Source organism: Cognatundibacterium crateris (assembly GCF_010078235.1).
In the GTDB taxonomy this organism is placed as follows: Bacteria; Pseudomonadota; Gammaproteobacteria; order Burkholderiales; family Burkholderiaceae_D; genus Undibacterium; species Undibacterium crateris.
In genome coordinates this window covers 70,519-87,779 of sequence record NZ_JAABOS010000006.1, presented here as the reverse complement: position 1 = coordinate 87,779, position 17,261 = coordinate 70,519, and the positions used below count along the sequence as shown (strand labels likewise).

General features: G+C 52.3%; 14 protein-coding genes. 7 read left to right on the top strand and 7 right to left on the bottom strand.

The genetic code is table 11. The features are described from left to right. Window positions 1-7: 7 nt before the first annotated feature. The 3 genes from EYB48_RS12410 to EYB48_RS12400 form a co-directional block, all read right to left on the bottom strand. Window positions 8-1,444, bottom strand: a complete 1,437-nt coding sequence (locus EYB48_RS12410) for an MFS transporter (protein ID WP_162020678.1) — start codon at window positions 1,442-1,444, stop codon at window positions 8-10. Between the two features lie 435 nt (window positions 1,445-1,879). After that, window positions 1,880-3,172 (bottom strand): haloacid dehalogenase-like hydrolase, encoded by a 1,293-nt coding sequence (locus EYB48_RS12405; RefSeq protein ID WP_162020677.1) that lies wholly within the window; start codon window positions 3,170-3,172, stop codon window positions 1,880-1,882. A gap of 180 nt (window positions 3,173-3,352) precedes the next feature. Further along, window positions 3,353-3,841, bottom strand: coding sequence for a YqaA family protein (locus tag EYB48_RS12400; RefSeq protein ID WP_162020676.1), 489 nt, complete (start codon window positions 3,839-3,841; stop codon window positions 3,353-3,355). Between the two features lie 165 nt (window positions 3,842-4,006). On the opposite strand from EYB48_RS12400, the gene ilvA reads away from it, so the two are divergent. From ilvA to rapZ, 7 genes are all read left to right on the top strand, one after another. Then, window positions 4,007-5,542 carry a threonine ammonia-lyase, biosynthetic gene (ilvA, locus tag EYB48_RS12395; protein ID WP_162020675.1) on the top strand — a complete coding sequence of 512 codons (1,536 nt, stop codon included), beginning with the start codon at window positions 4,007-4,009 and terminating at the stop codon, window positions 5,540-5,542. Between the two features lie 48 nt (window positions 5,543-5,590). After that, window positions 5,591-6,439: an NADPH-dependent 7-cyano-7-deazaguanine reductase QueF gene (queF, locus tag EYB48_RS12390; RefSeq protein WP_162020674.1), complete on the top strand. Its 849-nt coding sequence runs from the start codon at window positions 5,591-5,593 to the stop codon at window positions 6,437-6,439. Between the two features lie 65 nt (window positions 6,440-6,504). Next, on the top strand, window positions 6,505-7,083 hold the full coding sequence (locus tag EYB48_RS12385; protein WP_235935102.1) for a hypothetical protein: 579 nt from the start codon (window positions 6,505-6,507) through the stop codon (window positions 7,081-7,083). A gap of 224 nt (window positions 7,084-7,307) precedes the next feature. Beyond that, complete coding sequence (locus EYB48_RS12380) at window positions 7,308-10,016, top strand: sensor domain-containing protein (RefSeq protein ID WP_162020673.1); 2,709 nt, start codon at window positions 7,308-7,310, stop codon at window positions 10,014-10,016. An 83-nt stretch (window positions 10,017-10,099) separates the two neighbouring features. After that, on the top strand, window positions 10,100-10,573 hold the full coding sequence (locus EYB48_RS12375; protein WP_162020672.1) for a PTS sugar transporter subunit IIA: 474 nt from the start codon (window positions 10,100-10,102) through the stop codon (window positions 10,571-10,573). 37 nt (window positions 10,574-10,610) lie between these two features. Next, window positions 10,611-11,552, top strand: a complete 942-nt coding sequence (hprK, locus tag EYB48_RS12370) for an HPr(Ser) kinase/phosphatase (protein ID WP_162020671.1) — start codon at window positions 10,611-10,613, stop codon at window positions 11,550-11,552. 2 nt (window positions 11,553-11,554) lie between these two features. Next, window positions 11,555-12,418 carry an RNase adapter RapZ gene (gene rapZ, locus EYB48_RS12365; RefSeq protein ID WP_162020670.1) on the top strand — a complete coding sequence of 288 codons (864 nt, stop codon included), beginning with the start codon at window positions 11,555-11,557 and terminating at the stop codon, window positions 12,416-12,418. Window positions 12,419-12,507: 89 nt separating this feature from the next. Here the strand turns inward: rapZ and EYB48_RS12360 are convergent, their stop codons facing one another. From EYB48_RS12360 to mutY, 4 genes are all read right to left on the bottom strand, one after another. Next, window positions 12,508-13,671, bottom strand: coding sequence for an ABC transporter permease (locus EYB48_RS12360; RefSeq protein ID WP_162020669.1), 1,164 nt, complete (start codon window positions 13,669-13,671; stop codon window positions 12,508-12,510). After that, window positions 13,668-14,501 carry an ABC transporter ATP-binding protein gene (locus EYB48_RS12355; RefSeq protein ID WP_162020668.1) on the bottom strand — a complete coding sequence of 278 codons (834 nt, stop codon included), beginning with the start codon at window positions 14,499-14,501 and terminating at the stop codon, window positions 13,668-13,670. The genes EYB48_RS12360 and EYB48_RS12355 overlap by 4 nt, the downstream gene beginning before the upstream one ends. Next, window positions 14,498-15,931 carry an alpha/beta hydrolase gene (locus tag EYB48_RS12350; protein ID WP_162020667.1) on the bottom strand — a complete coding sequence of 478 codons (1,434 nt, stop codon included), beginning with the start codon at window positions 15,929-15,931 and terminating at the stop codon, window positions 14,498-14,500. The genes EYB48_RS12355 and EYB48_RS12350 overlap by 4 nt, the downstream gene beginning before the upstream one ends. Window positions 15,932-16,087: 156 nt before the next feature. Then, window positions 16,088-17,257, bottom strand: a complete 1,170-nt coding sequence (gene mutY, locus EYB48_RS12345; protein ID WP_162020666.1) for an A/G-specific adenine glycosylase — start codon at window positions 17,255-17,257, stop codon at window positions 16,088-16,090. Between the last annotated feature and the right edge of the window lie 4 nt (window positions 17,258-17,261).

Here is a 17,261-nt window from a genome sequence, read left to right as displayed (position 1 = left end):
GCTAATTTTAGTGCGCTACCGCAGTGGACTTACCAAGCCTGATGCCTTGCGCACGCAAAATGCCCTGCACCTTCCAGGCATAGAAAGCCAGGTAAGAAAAACAGGCAACGCCCACCACATAACTCATTTGTATACCGATCTTGTCAGCCACAAAGCCTTGCAGCCAGCTGACGATACCGCCCCCCATAATCATCATGACCAGATAATTACTTCCCTGCCCGGTATACCTGCCCAGACCGCTGATTGCCAGCGTAAATATGCATGGCCACAAGGTGCTGCAAAATAAACCTATGCTGGTGAAAGCGTAGACACTGATCATGCCGGTGGTGCTCATCCCTATACACAGCGCAGAAATGCCGAGCACAGAAAATATGCCAAGCATTTTGGCTGGATTACCCTGACTCAGCATGTCAGCCCCAATCAGTACCAGCACGATCAGGGCATACACATAAAAATGACTGAGCTCGTGCCGGGCAATTGCATTGACCAGTAAAAACACGCTAAAGGCCAGATATGGCGCCAAAAATTTACACAGCTTACCCAAGCCCGCACCCAAATCGAAAGCTTCAACTGCGCCCGTCCAGCGCCCTATCATCAGGCTGGCCCAGTAGAGCGAAATAAACGGAGCCACATCTCTGGTTGGCAAACCCAGCTTGCTCTCCATGTAGGCAGGAAGATTGCTGGCGGTAGATACTTCCACACCGACATAGACAAAAATAGCCAACATGCCCATCACCAGCTGCGGGAACTGCAGTGCAGATTGCTTGCCCGAGCCATCTGCTGCATCTTCATTAGCCTGTATCGCCGGGCGATCTGGCAGAGATGAAAATTTAAGCATAATCGCGACCAGAAGAAACGCAGCGCCTAACATCAGGTAGGGGAATTTGACGCTTTCTATACTGAGTTGACGGTTCATGCTAGTCGGCGCACCAAAGATAGCAAAGCTGACGATGAGCGGGCCTATGGTCGTACCGAAGTTATTCACACCTCCGGCCAAAGTCAGTCTTTGCGAACCTGTTTCGGGTGAGCCCAGGGCAATTGCCAAAGGATTGGCAGCAGTCTGTTGCAGTGAAAATCCCAGTCCCACGATAAACAGGCCCGACAACATCAGCGTAAAAGAGCCGGTGTTAGCGGCGGGTAAAAACAACAGCGTACCCGCAGCAGAAATGATTAAGCCGAGAGCCAGACCATTTTTGTATCCCAGTTTATTGACCAGATCATTGCCGATGAAGCGGGAAACAGCCAGATAGATCAGCGAACCAACGGTGTACGCCACATAAAAAGCCAGCGACACTAGCTGGCTTTGCTCCTGACTAAGATGAAAGGCTTCTTTGAAGACTGGGATCAGGATATCGTTGCTGGCCGCCACGAACCCCCAAAAGAAAAACACTGTCACCAGTGGTATAAATTGTCCCCATTGTGTTTTTGTATTTGTCGCATGCATAGTGATATAAATAGTTTAGGTTTGACTGCACATACTGCACCAGGAAGTTATTCTTTAACGCTTATTTAACGCTTATTTAACGCTTACTTAAGGCTTGCTTATTTGGCAGTTTGATCAACTACGATGAGAGCAATCGCTATCACCCTGAGCTTGATTAGGAAACTACTGTTTGTATATATACTGCGCTATGAGTGAGCGTGCAAATCCAGTTTGCTCTTCGGGGCATGTTTAGGTTTTTTACTAAACAAACGCTTACAGGGCAAGGTCAGAGCGCGATAACAGCCAGAGTGCGTATGCGAAAAGAATAAAATACGGCGCCTCCGTCACACTAACAACAAGCCATAAAACGCATAGGCCCAATAAAAAACCCTCAGCCACCGCAGTGTGCTGAGGGTTTTCTGCTAACCAGCATCAATGCGCTGGCAGCCCGTCCAATTAGCCTAACAAGGCTGGTGCAGTCTTACCTAACTTCAGGGTCGTTTCTACAGGCAACCAGTTACCTGTCGATTCCTGGCGGCCTTGCAGCAGGAAGCGTGGATTCGCTTCTTTCAGTGCGTCGGCGGCGGCTTTGGATAATTCGCCGATTTTGCCTTTTTTCAGGCGATTGACGATCAGGCCGACTGCGGTTTCCGGGAAGTCGCGCAGCATGTCGTAGTCGCCATCGCTGTCACCGGCAACAAATACCGGGCCGTAGCCTTTTTTCGCGACCAGCTCTTGTTTGATCACGATAGTTTTGCCCGGACCCCAGTTCAGTGTCCAGTTTTTGCGATAGGCATTTTTGTACACTTCGCCGTCTTGTTCCAAACGCAGGCCAAGTACGTTTTCACGCTTGACGTGGTAACCGTATTTAGGATTGGTTGCGAACTCTGCGACCACATCTTCCAGCGAAGCGGTGCTCACATACACATCGATACCGTGATTGCGGAAAGTATCCATCAGTGTCGCTACTTCAGTGCACAGACGTATACCTTGGGAATGCGAAGCAGTGATCACACCGGCCTTACCTGGCAGAGACGCCGGGCTGGTGAATTTAGCCTTAACCAGACTCATACCCAGATTGGCGTCATGCGAGGCTTCTGCCAGTTTGCGGACTTCGCTCACCGTCATGTTGGCGAAGAAGTAGATCACCCATGGATAGCCGACATTCACGCCGTGAGTATCATTCACCGCTTCGTAAAGGAAGTAGAGCTTGGCGCGGAAATCGAGGAATTGTTCGGTAGTTGCGATATCTTCCAGCGTGCGGCTGCCAGCCAGACCTTTGTAGTTCGCATGCAGGAAGGCGTAATCGCTGTCGAGGTCGGCGCAAATGCTTTCCAGATCGACGACTTTACCAGCTGCATTTTTGAAGTCAGGCGCAAAATTACCAGCCGGGACATTCTGACGCACGATCGCAGAGAATTCTGCCGGGCTCAGTTTGAAGGCGAGCTGGTTGATCTGGTACAGCAGCAAGGCTTCTTCGCAGTCATTCATGATGCTGGTGTTATCCCAGTCAAACACGGCGTAAGGCTTGCGTTTAGGGTTATAGGTCTTGCTGGTGATGCCATGCTTAGCGATCATAGCAGCGATCAGTTCACGGTTGCGTGGTGCCCATTTCGCACTGTCCAGGATAACGGCAGGTACAGCCGCTGCTACCGGGCGCGCCAGCGCTGGTGCTGCCAGCGTAGCGCCAGCTGCCGTTGCCATCAGTCCCTGAATAAAGCCACGACGTGGTTTGTCTGTGTGTTGCATCGTTATGATCCTTTAAAAGATAGTGAAACGAAATACTGACCAGCGCATCCACGCTGACCGGTCGTATGAGTAACCCGCGAGTATGTCAGCGATTCATGACATTGTTACGACAAACAAACATGCCGCAGGGAAACAAATGGCAAAATATTACCTGAATCCTGGCGTCAGGTCAGCCTGATTTCAGGAAATCAGCTCAACCAAGCGGCGCCAAAAGCCATCTGGCACCTTCAACAATAAAAAAGTGACCGTTACATAGCGCAGAAACTTACCCACTGCCATGTACAGCAAGCTGGGCCAGAACGGCAGTCTGAGCCAGCCGGCCAGGGTGCAAATCGGATCGCCGATGATGGGCAGCCAGGCCAGCAGCATGGCCCTCGGGCCGAACCTTTCCAGCCAGCCAAACCAGAAACTGCGGCGCTCTTTGTGAAAAGCCTTTTCTGCCGCGTAGCCCATCGCATAATCGACCGCTCCACCCAGCGTATTACCAACGGTGGCAACCGCAATCACCAGCCAGAATAGTTCGGGATTGGCTTTGATAACGGCAAACACGGCAGGCTCTGAGCCCATGGGCAGCAATGTTGCCGAAATAAAACTAACAATAAAGACTGACAGCAAGCCCACCTCGGGCACTGCCAAAACCTCAAAAATCCAGTGTATCAGTGCATCCATTCGGCTTCCATTTAGCTTTCATTCTGTTTCAAATCAGGTCAAATTAAGCGATGTTACATTCAGCCTGCGGGTCTCAAAACCGCATCCATTATAATAGATGCTTAATTGCAGCAATTTTCAACCCTACTGAGCCTGCCACTGAGCTCAGACTCACTTTCAAAGCATATGAGCACTGATTATCTGAAAAAGATCCTGACTGCACGCGTCTATGACGTGGCTTTTGAAACACCGCTGGAATTTGCACCCAGCCTGTCAGCCCGGATGGATAATCGAATTATGTTCAAACGCGAAGACATGCAAAGTGTGTTCAGCTTCAAGATTCGCGGCGCATATAACAAGATCGCCCATCTGAATGCTGCCCAGCTCAAGCGCGGTGTGATCTGCGCTTCCGCTGGTAATCATGCGCAGGGTGTGGCACTGAGCGCCAAACGACGCGGCTGCAAAGCAGTGATCGTGATGCCGACCACCACCCCGCCAGTCAAAATCGACGCGGTGCGTGCGCATGGCGGCGAACTGGTGGAAATCGTGCTACATGGTGACTCGTATTCCGATGCCTACGCCCATGCGCTGGAGCTGGAAAAAAAACGCAAGCTGACCTTTGTCCACCCTTTCGATGATCCGGATGTGATCGCCGGTCAGGGCACGGTGGGTATGGAAATCCTGCGCCAGCATGCTGGTCCTATTCATGCGATTTTTGTTGCGATTGGTGGCGGTGGCCTGATCGCCGGTGTATCCGCCTATGTCAAAGCGATCCGTCCTGACATTAAAATCATTGGTGTGCAAACCACCGATTCTGATGGCATGGCACGCAGCCTGGCTGCAGGCAAACGGGTGACGCTGAACGATGTCGGCCTGTTCTCGGATGGTACTGCAGTCAAACTGGTAGGCGAAGAAACCTTCCGCCTGGCGAAAATGTATGTGGATGAAGTCATCACGGTTGATACCGATGCGGTCTGTGCTGCGATTAAAGACGTATTCCAGGACACGCGCAGCATATTGGAACCCGCCGGTGCACTGGCGGTAGCTGGCTGCAAAGCCTATATCGAGCGCGCCAAAGCACAGAAAAAACCACTCAAAAACGAAACCCTGGTGACGATAGCCTGCGGTGCAAATATGAATTTTGACCGGCTGCGCTTTGTGGCTGAACGCGCCGAAGTCGGTGAGGCACGTGAAGCCGTATTTGCGGTGACCATCCCCGAAGAGCGCGGCAGTTTCCGTCGTTTCTGCGAACTGGTCGGCGCACGTAATGTCACTGAATTCAACTATCGCATCAGCGATGATAAAGCCGCGCATATTTTTGTCGGCATCCAGGTCAATGACAAGCTGGAGTCCAGCAAGATTGCCAAAAATTTTGAGAAACATGGTTTCCCAACTTTGGACTTAACACATGATGAACTCGCCAAGCTGCATATCCGCCATCTGGTCGGTGGAAAGAGTGGACTGGCGCAGAATGAGCTGCTGTATCGCTTTGAATTCCCTGAGCGTCCGGGTGCGCTGATGCGCTTCTTAAACAGCATGGCTCCGAACTGGAATATCAGCCTGTTCCACTACCGTAATCACGGTGCCGACTATGGTCGCACACTGGTCGGCTTGCAAGTGCCGAAAAAAGAAATGAAGGATTTCCGTTCCTTCCTGTCCACGCTGGGCTATCGCTACTGGGATGAGAGTCAAAATCCGGTATACAAATTATTTTTAGGCTGAGTTCTTCAACAATTTTAAGAACTGTAAGCGCTTTAGAACTTTAAAACCATGACACAAGACCACACACTGAATTCACCGGAACAATCCCAGCTGGGTAAAGTCGCCACCTACAAGGCGGAGTATGATGCATCCCTGCTGTTCCCGATTCCGCGCAGTGCCAAACGCGAGGAAATCGGTGTCAGCGGCACCCTGCCTTTCTTTGGCGTGGATATCTGGAATGGCTATGAACTGTCCTGGCTCAATCAGCGCGGTAAGCCACAAGTTGCGATTGCGCGTTTCCATGTGCCGGCAGACTCTCCTAACATCATAGAATCGAAGTCCTTCAAGCTGTATCTGAATTCCTTTAACCAGACTAAGGTGGTGGATACGGATACGCTGATCCAGACTTTACAACGCGATCTGACTGCCGCAGCCGGTGCGCATGTGTCTGTCAGCCTGACCCTGCCGGAACAGTTTTCCCAATTGCAGATGCAGGAACTCAGCGGCACTTTACTTGACCGGCTGGATATTGAAGTCCATGACTACCATCCGGCACCGGAATTATTGCGCGCTAACCACGATGAAGCGATAGTCGAAGAAACCCTGGTGTCGCATCTGCTTAAGTCTAACTGCCTGGTCACCGGCCAGCCCGACTGGGGCAGTGTACAAATCCATTACGTCGGTCCGCAAATCGATCAGGAGAGCCTGTTGCGCTATTTGATTGGCTTCCGCAATCACAACGAGTTTCACGAACAATGCGTAGAGCGCATCTTTGTCGATATTCTGCGTCAGTGTCAGCCGCAGAAACTGGCCGTGTATGCACGTTACACACGACGTGGCGGGCTGGACATCAATCCGTGGCGCAGCAATTTTTCCACTGCCCAGGCACCGGGGAATGCACGCAATGCGCGGCAATAAACACCCTGCACACACTTTCATTTAAACCATTAGCTACTTAATTAACTTCTTATTCGACTGGACCCATGAAGTCTTATTTCACAAAAACTCTGCTACGCGTTAGCCTATGTCTGGCCGCAGCACTACCCTTGGCCGCCATGGCTCAGGAAAAAACCGACACCAGCTGGTGGGAAAAATATAAAAACAAGGCCGTTGGCTTGTATGACAATGGACAGCTGTCTCTGATGTTGTCGGGTTATGCGCGTCATGGACGTAATACCTACACCCCAGAACGTATCGCTGAATTGAATGAACGCGCCTGGGGACTGGGTTTCAGCAAAGTCATGCGTGATGAAAAGGATAATGAAGAATCCATCTATGGCATGGTGATTTCAGATTCCCACTTCAAGCCCCAGCCTATGGTCGGCTATGCCTATCAATGGACTAAACCATTATCTGAAAAACTGGAAGTCGGCGTAGGCGCGACTGGCTTACTGATCAGCCGCACCGACTATTTTGGTGGCTTCCCCTTCCCGGCCGTATTGCCGGTCGCCTCAGTCGGTACCCGTCACAGTAAGCTGATGGCGGCCTATGTACCGCGTTTTTCTAAAAACAAAGGCAATGGTGACGTTTTATTGCTATTCGTACGCATCGATCTAAACTAAACGATTGACGGACGCCATCCGTATTTGCGATGATCATTGCCTTGTGTCAATTTGATGGCATAAAGCAATGACCAGGCATGCATGCGGATACGCAGCAGCCGGATCATACGTCGTAATTCATGTAACAAATGCAATAAAACTGACACCAGTTTGCATTTCCACACAGGTCCTAAGAAGCATATTATGTGAGTCGCTAGCGCCGATCAGAACGCAGCTGACTTTTTTTGTTGAACTTGTTGCTGCCTTGTTTTTACGTTGTCGTGATACCGTCCAAACCTAATTTTGAGCCTGCGCCAGCTGTGCTCACCGTCAGCCCAGAATGGCATAGCGCCATGCTGGACATGCAGCCGGATGCGATCTTTGTTTTGCTCGATCAGAAAATCGCCTATGCCAACCAGGCAGGACTGGAGCTGCTGCAAGCCAGTAACACCGAGCAGATCATGGGAATGCGGCCAGAAGATTTTTTGACAGGCCAGTATCACTTTGCGGTACGCCAGTTATTTGAACTCGGAAAAAACGAACGTATTCCTGGCCCACAGTACTATCAATGCGTAGGACTGGATGGGCAGACTGTAGACGTAGAGGTTTACAGCAAAGGCTTGCTGATCGGCGAACAGACCGCAATTTTACTCAGCGCACGGCACTACAAAAGCCCTTCCCCAGCGCAGCAAACCATTGAGCAATTAATCAACGAAGTCAAACACCAGAGCAGCCGGGTGCACGAAGCGCTGCACCACGAAAAAGAAATCCTGGAAATGATCGCACTGGATAAGCCTTTGGCCGATATCCTGGAAGATGTGTGCGATCGCATGGAGCGCTTGCTGGACAACGGTGCCTTATGCGCCATCAGCCTGGTCGATGAGGAACTGCAAGTGCTGAATCTGGGAGCCGCCCCTTCGCTACCGGAAGCGTTTGTAAAACGGATATTGCAGCTGAAAGTACAGGAAAACAATGGCTGTAGCGCAGCGACGATACTGAAAAACCGGGTCACTATCGTACAGGATATACAGCACAGTCCGGTCTGGGGTGAGCTGCGGCAAGTGGCCGCGGACAATGGCTTGCATGCAAGCTGGTCTACTCCCATCAGTACGGCCTTCGGCTCGCTGCTGGGTACGGTGGATGTGTACTACCAGCATCCACATGCGCCGGATGAAGATGAACAAGCCATGATTATGGATGCCTGCGGTCTGATCGCACTGGCCATCGACAAAAAGAACATGGAGCAAAGTCTGGAAGAGAGCGAGGAGCGCTACCGTTCCGTCGTGACCAACCTGACTGAGGGTATCATGGTGATAGGCCCGGGCGGTCAGATCCTGACGTCCAACCCTTCCGCACTGCGCATCCTCAAAATTGCAGATATCAGCTCGGTCGGACGCCGTCACCGCTATTTCAAACGTATATTCACTGAAAATGGCGATGCATTGAAACTGGGCGAAGACCCTGCTTCACAGGTTTTCCGCAATGGAACCGCCATACTGGATCTGTCGATAGGCATGGAATTGCAGGATGGCTCTGTGGTCTGGCTGCTGGTCAATTGCTTACCGATTTCCGGCAAAAACAGTCAATATGCCTCGGCCGTATTGATTTCATTTACCGACACCACAGAAGTAAGAGAAACCCAGCACCAGCTTAATCTGATGGCCAGTTTTGATGCCCTGACTGGCCTGCCGAACCGGCATCAGTTGAATCAGCGGCTGGATAAAGCCATCAGCGAGGCCAAACAGCATCGCCAACATGTCGCTTTACTCTTTCTCGATCTCGACCGCTTCAAAAATGTGAATGATACTGCGGGACATGCGGCTGGCGACAGCCTGTTGCGCAATGTCGCCGAACGCCTGCATTCCTGTATACGCGAGACCGATATGCTGGCGCGCCTGGGTGGCGATGAGTTCGTAATCATTGCGGAACAAGTCAGAGATGCGTTCTATCTGCGCGAACTGGGTGAACGGGTACTGGTGCGCATGCGCGAGCCATTCATCATAGACGGCAATGAATATCATCTGGGCACCTCGATAGGCATCAGCGTCTTTCCGCATGATGGCCAGGATGCTGCGACACTGATGCGTTGCGCCGATTCTGCGATGTATCACGCCAAAGAATGTGGCCGCAATAATTACCAGTTCTTTACCACCGAACTCAATGTGCGGGCCCAGCATCGCTACTCGCTGGAAACCAACCTGCGCCGTGCGTTGGCAGAGCAGGAATTCCGCGTGTATTACCAGCCTAAGCTATGTTTGAGCAACTCCAGCATCGTTGGGGCCGAAGCATTACTGCGCTGGCAGATGCCGGGACTGGGCTTGATTTCTCCGGCCGAGTTTATCCCTATTGCGGAAGAAATCGGCCTGATCCTGCCGCTTGGGCGTTGGGTACTGGAACAAGCTTGCCAGCAAACCCAGTACTGGCGCGAACAGCATCATGCGGATCTGGTCATCAGTGTCAATATCTCGCCCAAACAGTTTCAGGATACCGGCTTATGTAAGTTCATACAGCGCACTTTGCAGCGCACGGGCTTACCCGCCCATGCACTGCAGCTGGAAATTACCGAAGGGCTGCTGATGGCAGACCTCGATACTTTGCTGCCTATGTTTGAGAGTCTGCGTCAGCTCGGTGTCAGTATTTCCTTAGATGATTTCGGTACCGGATTTTCTTCGCTGTCTTATTTGCAGCGTTTTCCAATTGATAACCTGAAGATAGACCGCTCTTTTATTCATGATATCCCGCACAACCCGGATTCCGTCGCGCTGGCCCGTGCGATTATCGCGATGGGTCAGGCCTTGCAAATGAGCGTCACCGCTGAAGGCGTGGAAAACCGTGAGCAGATGCAATTCCTGGCCGGATCAGGCTGTCAGGAGATGCAAGGCTATTACTTCAGCCCCCCGGTACCTGCGGCCGAATTTGAAACCTTGTTTCAGCGCAGCTGGCACAATGATTAACTTAAGTTAATTACACTGAGCATCCATTTCCAGCCTATAATTTGCATGTCTAGCTCCTATCGCAGCTGTACTTTCTTCGCACCATGACAAATATTGCAAAAATTCTGCCCCTTTCCAATGTGCTGCTGGATCTGGAAATATCCAGCAAAAAAAGAGCATTTGAGCAGGCAGGCTTGTTATTTGAAAATAACTGCAGCATCGCCCGTTCCACCGTGTCGGATAATCTGTTCGCGCGGGAGCGCCTGGGTTCAACCGGGCTGGGGCATGGCGTTGCGGTTCCCCATGGTCGCATCAAGGGATTGAAAGCGCCGATTGCTGCTTTTGTGCGCCTCAAAGATCCGATTCCGTTCGAATCGCCGGATGGACAGCCGGTCAGCCTGCTGATTTTTTTACTGATGCCTGACAATGTACAGCAACAGCATCTGGCCATACTCTCTGAAATCGCTGAAATGCTGTCCAATGAAGCATTCCGTGATGAATTACAGACTGAGACCGATGCCAGTGTCGTCTACGATAAAATTCTGGCCTGGCGCCCGAATTTACCTCCTGCTGTTTAACGCCTGATCGTCTTCGCAGATTGTTGATTTCCCCGCCATGCCAATATTTACAGAATTAACGATACAAAAAATCTACGACGACAACCGCGACATCATGCAGCTGGGCTGGTTTGCCGGCTTTGCCGGAGCGGATAAACAAATCACTGGCGATGCCGCTTCTTCGGCCGATCAGGTCGGCCACTTAAACCTGATTCATCCTGGCCGTATTCAGGTACTCGGGCATCAGGAACTTGCTTACTACAACCGTTTATCCAATGCTTCGCGCGCTAATCTGATCCGTGAACTGGTGGCCGGTGGCCCGCCTGCACTGATCGTAGCGCAGGGTCTGGATTCGCCACCGGCGTTTCTGACTACCTGCGACGATAACAATATCCCCTTGTTTTCCACGCCCTATCCATCAGCACAGGTCATCGATTATCTGCGTGTTTATTTGTCGAAAAAACTCGCGCAACGCATCACCATGCACGGCGTTTTTATGGACGTGCTGGGTGTAGGTGTACTGATTACCGGTGAATCCGGCTTAGGCAAAAGCGAGCTGGGTCTGGAGCTGATTTCACGCAGCCATGGCCTGGTGGCGGATGATGCAGTGGAATTTTCACGCATTGCACCGAATATGATAGAAGGCCGCTGTCCAGAATTACTGCAAAATTTGCTGGAAGTACGCGGCCTGGGCTTACTCGATATTAAAACCATATTCGGCGAAACGGCGGTAAGGCGCAAAATGCGTTTGAAGCTGATCGTGCATCTGGTCAGACGCAGCACGCTGGAAGAAAATTATGAACGCCTTCCTATCGATTCGCACACCGAGGAAGTGCTGGGCCTGCCGATACGCAAAGTGGTGATCCCGGTCGCGGCTGGTCGCAATATTGCGGTCTTGCTGGAAGCGGCGGTACGTAACACTATCCTGCAGCTGCGCGGCATCAATACACTGGAAGACTTTATGGAACGCCAGCGTCGTGCCATGGAAGCGGGAGACTGAGCATGGATGTGATACTGATTTCAGGTATTTCCGGTTCAGGAAAATCGGTGGCGCTGAATGTGCTGGAAGACGCTGGTTATTTCTGTGTCGATAATCTGCCGCCTTCACTGTTACCGGAACTGATAGACACGCTGGAACGCGAGTCACAACAAACGGTTGCGATTGCAATGGATTCCCGCAGCGCGCATTTGCTGACCACGGTGCCAGCCACCATAGAAAAACTGCGTCAGGCTGGCCATACCGTCAGAATTTTATTCCTGACTGCCAGCACAGAATCGCTGGTCGCACGCTTTTCAGAAACACGCCGTAGCCATCCTTTATCGCATCGCATGGGCATCGATGCCTATGCATCGATTCATCTGACCTTAACCGAATGCATAGATGAGGAAAGAGAAATACTGGCGACTATCCAGGCCAGTGCGCATGTGATAGACACGACTGATCTGAACGCCAATCAATTACGCAAATGGGTGAAAGAATTTATTCAGATACAGCACGTTCCACTGACGCTAATGTTTGAGTCTTTCGCATTCAAACGTGGCGTTCCACTGGATGCCGACCTGGTATTCGATGTGCGCATGATCCCGAATCCGCACTATAACCTGGCGCTGCGCCCGCTGACCGGACGCGATGAGCCGGTGATAGAATTTTTGGATGGACAACCCATGGCGCAGGACATGTATCAGGATATCCTGCAATTCCTGCGCAAATGGATACCTGCGTTTAAGGCAGATAACCGCAGCTATCTGACGGTGGCGATAGGCTGTACCGGTGGCCAGCACCGCTCTGTTTATATGGTGGAAAAACTGACTCAACAATTCCTCACGACGGAACAAGTTTTGATACGCCATCGCCGCCTGCATTAAGCGCAGCGCACTGGAAATGATGCATAAAAAAACCGGGAATTTTTCCCGGTTTTTTTTATTTCAACTTCCTTGCTCAAGCTCAGACCTGCTCAGACCATCACCACTTTACGCATTTTTTGTGCGATATACAGCAAGGCGGTCAGCGTGATTCCGCTGCAGACGATCAGTGCGGCACCGGCAGCCGGGAAATTCAGCGCTTCGCCCTTGAGCACCTGATTCATCATCTGGTTCTGCGCCAGCACTGGCACCCATTGAAACCAGGCTGGTTCACGCCCCGGAAACAGGATAGGTGCGAGCGATACAAAAGGGATAAACATGGTGACGATCTGATTCCTGACCTGTGCCTCTTTATAGCTCTTGCAATCCAGCGCAATCGCGATCTGTAAGGCTGCGACGCTGGCCGCCAAAGGCAATAAGATGAACAGGAAACCGAAGGCGTCTTTCAGATTAAATTGAAATGCAGCCCGCAGGGTCTCATTCTTAATCAGCCACTGGGTAGGAAAGAAGCTGAAGATCGTGAGCACGACCACCCCCATACCGACCAGCGCCACCGCGCCCCATTTACCGACGGCCAGTTGCCAGCCACTCACAGGGTTCATCATCAATGGTTCCAGCGAACCACGCTCACGCTCACCGGCGGTGGTGTCGATCGCCGCGTACATACAACCCACCACGATCGCCATCAATACCATCATGGGCAGCATTTCCGTGAGCGTGGTTTTGCGTTCCTCCGGTTTTTGCAGATGGCGCTCACGGATTTCTATCGTCTGTAACAAGTCAGGAGAAATACCACGCATGGTCAGATTCATCACCATGCTCTCCTGTACAAACGCATCAAGCAAGCGGCGCAAAGGCCGCAGGCCGAATTCAGCCTGACGATTCGAGGTATCGTAGGCCAGCTCGAGCCGGACTGGCTCAGCGCTCAGCAGCTTGCTTTCAAAGTCTGCCGGGATCAGCAACACCGGCTGGGTCAGCTCCTTATTGCGTGACTTAGCTTCGTAATCGGCTGCTGCCGCCTGAATCTGATAACCCTGACGCAGAATGAAGTTCTCGAGTTGCGGCGCATGCTCCATGCCGACCGCGATCACGATACGCTTTTCTTCCTGGGTTTCGACCTGGGACAGTATGGCTGAAAAGATCACCAACATGATGGGTACCCCCAGCAAAGAGCTGATCAGCGCAGTCATCAGGGTACGGCGATCACGCAAGGCATCGCGTAATTCTTTTTTCAGAATTTCTATGGTAGCCATCATGCCGGCACTCCTTTCACAGCGTCGGCATCATTTAAAAATGCGAGTTTCACGAAGGCGTCTTCAAAGTCCGGTTTACCCGCTAAATCCAGTAATTGCGGTACCGTGCCGCGCGCCACATTCCGGCCTTGTGCCACGATCACCACATCATCGCAAAGACGTTCCACTTCCTGCATGATATGGGTAGAAAAAATGATGCATTTGGCGCCGCCTTCTGCTGAGCGTAACCAGCGTAAAAACTCGCGCAGTGCCCTTGTAGCGACGACATCGAGTCCATTGGTCGGTTCATCCAGAATGATATTTTTAGGGTCGTGTACCAATGCACGCGCCAGCGCGGTTTTCATTTTCTCGCCCTGACTGAAACCATCAGTACGCCGGTCCAGCAGTTTTTCCATTTCCAGCCAATGCGCGAGCTGGGAGATTCTGGCATCCACCGCGTCTGCCTGCAGACCATGCAGCAAACCGTAATAGCGTATGTTTTCACGTGCCGTCAATCGTGGATACAGACCACGCGCATCCGATAACACACCCATTTGTGACTGAGTGGATTGCGCACCTGGCTGCACAGTGACACCATCAACCTGTATCGAACCTGAGTCCGGTTTCAATAAGGCGGCAATCATTCTCAGCGTGGTGGTTTTACCCGCACCATTCGCGCCGAGTAAGCCGGTAATCGCACCATCCTCCGCACTGAAGCTGACGCCGTTGACTGCCTTCACCAGCTCAGGCTGTTTTTTCATCAAACCCAGCGAACGGGCTATGCCTTGCACGGTCAGCGCTTCTGCTTTACCTACGCGTACAAATTCTTTATGCAGATTGTCGACGATAATCATGGCTGAGCTCCCTTCTTTTCCTGTACTGGCATCCATGCCAGCGGTCTGGGTATCTGACGTACACAACTGCTGTCAGTCGCCAGGGCTTCTTTATCTTCCTTGGCGCTGAAAAAGCGAACCACCACATCGCGCACGCATGAGTGAGCGAGCAGTCCGTGACCGGCGTTATCAACCGTGATATGCCGTGCATTGGCACCCAGTGCCTGTGCAACTGCGGCACCATTGCGTATCGGCGTGACCGGATCGATACCACCGCTCAACAGCATGACGGGCGCGGCAGTCACCGGTATCTGATAAAAAGCCTCAGGTACTTTGCCGCGCGGCCAGTTTTTACAGGCTTTTTCATACATGCCATTCATCAGTTTTTCAAATTCATTGCGCGCCGCAGGCAAGGGTTTAGCCATTGCCTCACTACACCAGACCGAGTAATGCATACCGTAATTGATTGCGGCCGGGCCGGGCAAATTGGTCGAGCCACTGAGGCCAACCAAAGCCTGAAAATTCCCTTGATCCGCCTGCGATATCGCGTAGGGCAAACCTGCGGTCAAGGCTGGCGTATAAAGGGTACGGTGCACCATACCCAAGACCTGATCACGACTCAGCTCCAGCTTCATCGTGGCTGCGGTACGCGGGTGTGTCAGTGTCACTTGCTTAGGCAGACTGTTCAGTAAATGCTGCCAGCGCTGTGCCAGTTGCGGATAAGCCTGATTGCAGCGCTCCTGCTTGGCGCAATCCGTGAACAGCCCATCCAGTGCCGCCTGTGCATCAGCGCTTTGTATGCCCATATCGGGCGGCACTACACCATCCAGCACCAGTCGTCTGACTGAGCCTGGGAACTGACGCAGGTATTCGAGACCAACGCGGGTACCATACGATGCACCGGCCAGATTGATTTTGTTATAGCCCTGCGCCAGTCTGACCGCCTCCAGATCCTGCACCGCGATACTGGTGGTGTACATCCCCAGTTCGCCATGCGGCAAACTTTGCAGGCGTTTCAGACAAGCCTCGGTGCGCCGTTCTGTCTGCACCTCATCCAGCACCTCATCGCGTGCTTCCAGCTCAGGACAACTGAGCGAAGCGCTGCGGCCAGTACCGCGCTGATCGACAAACACCAGATCGCGCCGCTTATTCAGACGTCCCAACACAGCCTGGCCAAAACCCGCGACCTGTACCGCGCTCTGACCAGGTCCACCGGCCAGCAAAAACACCGCATCCGGTAATTTGTTTTTATCCTGGGATGGCAACACTACATAATGTACGTCGATTTTTTTACCGGCAGGCTGATCCGGATTGAGCGGGCGTGACACCACACCGCATTGCACTTCCTGAGGAAAATCGGGCACGCGACAAGCGCTGGTCGCGGCTTGCGCACCGCCTGCGGCCAGTAAGGCTGTCAGGCTCAGTAGCTGAGAAAAAACATGACGGGGCAAGGCAGTCTCCTGAGTTGTTTTACTTTGAGGACGCCTAGTGTATCGCTAACAATTAGAAAAGTGGCAGCATGTGACGAAACAAGGTTTTGCAGTGACTAAATACGGCAACACGATGCTGAACTAAGCAGCGCTGTGTTGTGTACTCAGACACAGCCATCAGCGCGCAGTGATCTGCACATCACCGGCCAGGCTCAGCAATAAGCTTTTCACCGGTGCCGGCAAAGCAGCATCCTGCACTTCATTGAGTGGCAGCCATTGGTATTTGTCTTCGGCCACAACCAACCGGGAGCTTGCGGCGGCAGGCTGCAACTCCATCAGCAGCGGATGCATCCATAAGCGGAAATGGGTAAACACATGCTCCATGACCGGTAATAAGCGGCCGGTTCCAGCCTGACCAAATGGCCGTATCACCGTGTTGAAGGCATCAGTGGGCAGTTGTGGCAGATCGGGGCTGCGGCCTGGTTCGCAGGCTTGCATGCCATCCAGTTCTGGCAGTGATAACAGGCCTCCCCAGATGCCGATATCGGCACGACGTTCGACTAATACCGCATCCTGGTGCATCAGCACCAGCATCACAGTCTGTTTTTGTTTTGCGGCTGTCTTAGGTTTTTTGAAGGGCAATAGCCCGGTCAATCCCTCTGCCTTGGCCACACAACGTTGCTGCAAAGGGCACAGCAGACAAGTCGGACTGCTACGGGTACAAACGGTCGCGCCCAGATCCATCAGGCCCTGGGTGTAGGCTTCAATGCCGCTATCTGGCAATAGCGCATCGGCCAGTCGCCACATTTTATCCTCAACCGGTTTACTGCCGGGATAACCATGTATGCCAAACGCTCGCGCCAACACCCGCTTGACATTGCCATCCAAAATGGCCGCCTTAGTGCCATAAGAAAAAGCAGTGATCGCTGCCGCCGTGGATCTTCCTATTCCAGGTAAATCCTGCAGTAAAGCTGGATCAGCCGGAAATTCCCCGCCATACTCAGCCACCACGCGTTTGGCACACTGATGCAAATTGCGCGCACGGGTGTAATAACCGAGTCCGGCCCAATGCGCCATCACCTGTTCCGACGGTGCCTGCGCCAACGCATATACGTCAGGGAAGCTGCTTAAAAATTTCTGATAATACGGAATGACTGCACTGACCTGGGTTTGCTGCAGCATGATTTCTGACAGCCAGACGCGATACGCCGCGCGGCTTTGCTGCCAGGGTAAGCCATGGCGGCCGTGCTGCTTTTGCCATTCAATCACAGCAAAGGAAAAGCCGGCATCGGGTGCATAGTCAGAAAAAAAACTGGCGGCCGCAGCCGCCGGTGTCACATGGGTCATGGAT

Excerpts from the sequence above, each read along its gene's own strand:
- EYB48_RS12410 (WP_162020678.1), bottom strand. The coding sequence starts at position 1,444 with ATGCATGCGACAAATACAAAAACACAATGGGGACAATTTATACCACTG.
- EYB48_RS12405 (WP_162020677.1), bottom strand. The coding sequence starts at position 3,172 with ATGCAACACACAGACAAACCACGTCGTGGCTTTATTCAGGGACTGATG.
- hprK (WP_162020671.1), top strand. The coding sequence starts at position 10,611 with ATGCCAATATTTACAGAATTAACGATACAAAAAATCTACGACGACAAC.
- rapZ (WP_162020670.1), top strand. The coding sequence starts at position 11,555 with ATGGATGTGATACTGATTTCAGGTATTTCCGGTTCAGGAAAATCGGTG.
- EYB48_RS12400 (WP_162020676.1), bottom strand. The coding sequence starts at position 3,841 with ATGGATGCACTGATACACTGGATTTTTGAGGTTTTGGCAGTGCCCGAG.
- EYB48_RS12360 (WP_162020669.1), bottom strand. The coding sequence starts at position 13,671 with ATGATGGCTACCATAGAAATTCTGAAAAAAGAATTACGCGATGCCTTG.
- EYB48_RS12375 (WP_162020672.1), top strand. The coding sequence starts at position 10,100 with ATGACAAATATTGCAAAAATTCTGCCCCTTTCCAATGTGCTGCTGGAT.
- ilvA (WP_162020675.1), top strand. The coding sequence starts at position 4,007 with ATGAGCACTGATTATCTGAAAAAGATCCTGACTGCACGCGTCTATGAC.
- EYB48_RS12385 (WP_235935102.1), top strand. The coding sequence starts at position 6,505 with ATGAAGTCTTATTTCACAAAAACTCTGCTACGCGTTAGCCTATGTCTG.
- mutY (WP_162020666.1), bottom strand. The coding sequence starts at position 17,257 with ATGACCCATGTGACACCGGCGGCTGCGGCCGCCAGTTTTTTTTCTGAC.
- EYB48_RS12355 (WP_162020668.1), bottom strand. The coding sequence starts at position 14,501 with ATGATTATCGTCGACAATCTGCATAAAGAATTTGTACGCGTAGGTAAA.
- queF (WP_162020674.1), top strand. The coding sequence starts at position 5,591 with ATGACACAAGACCACACACTGAATTCACCGGAACAATCCCAGCTGGGT.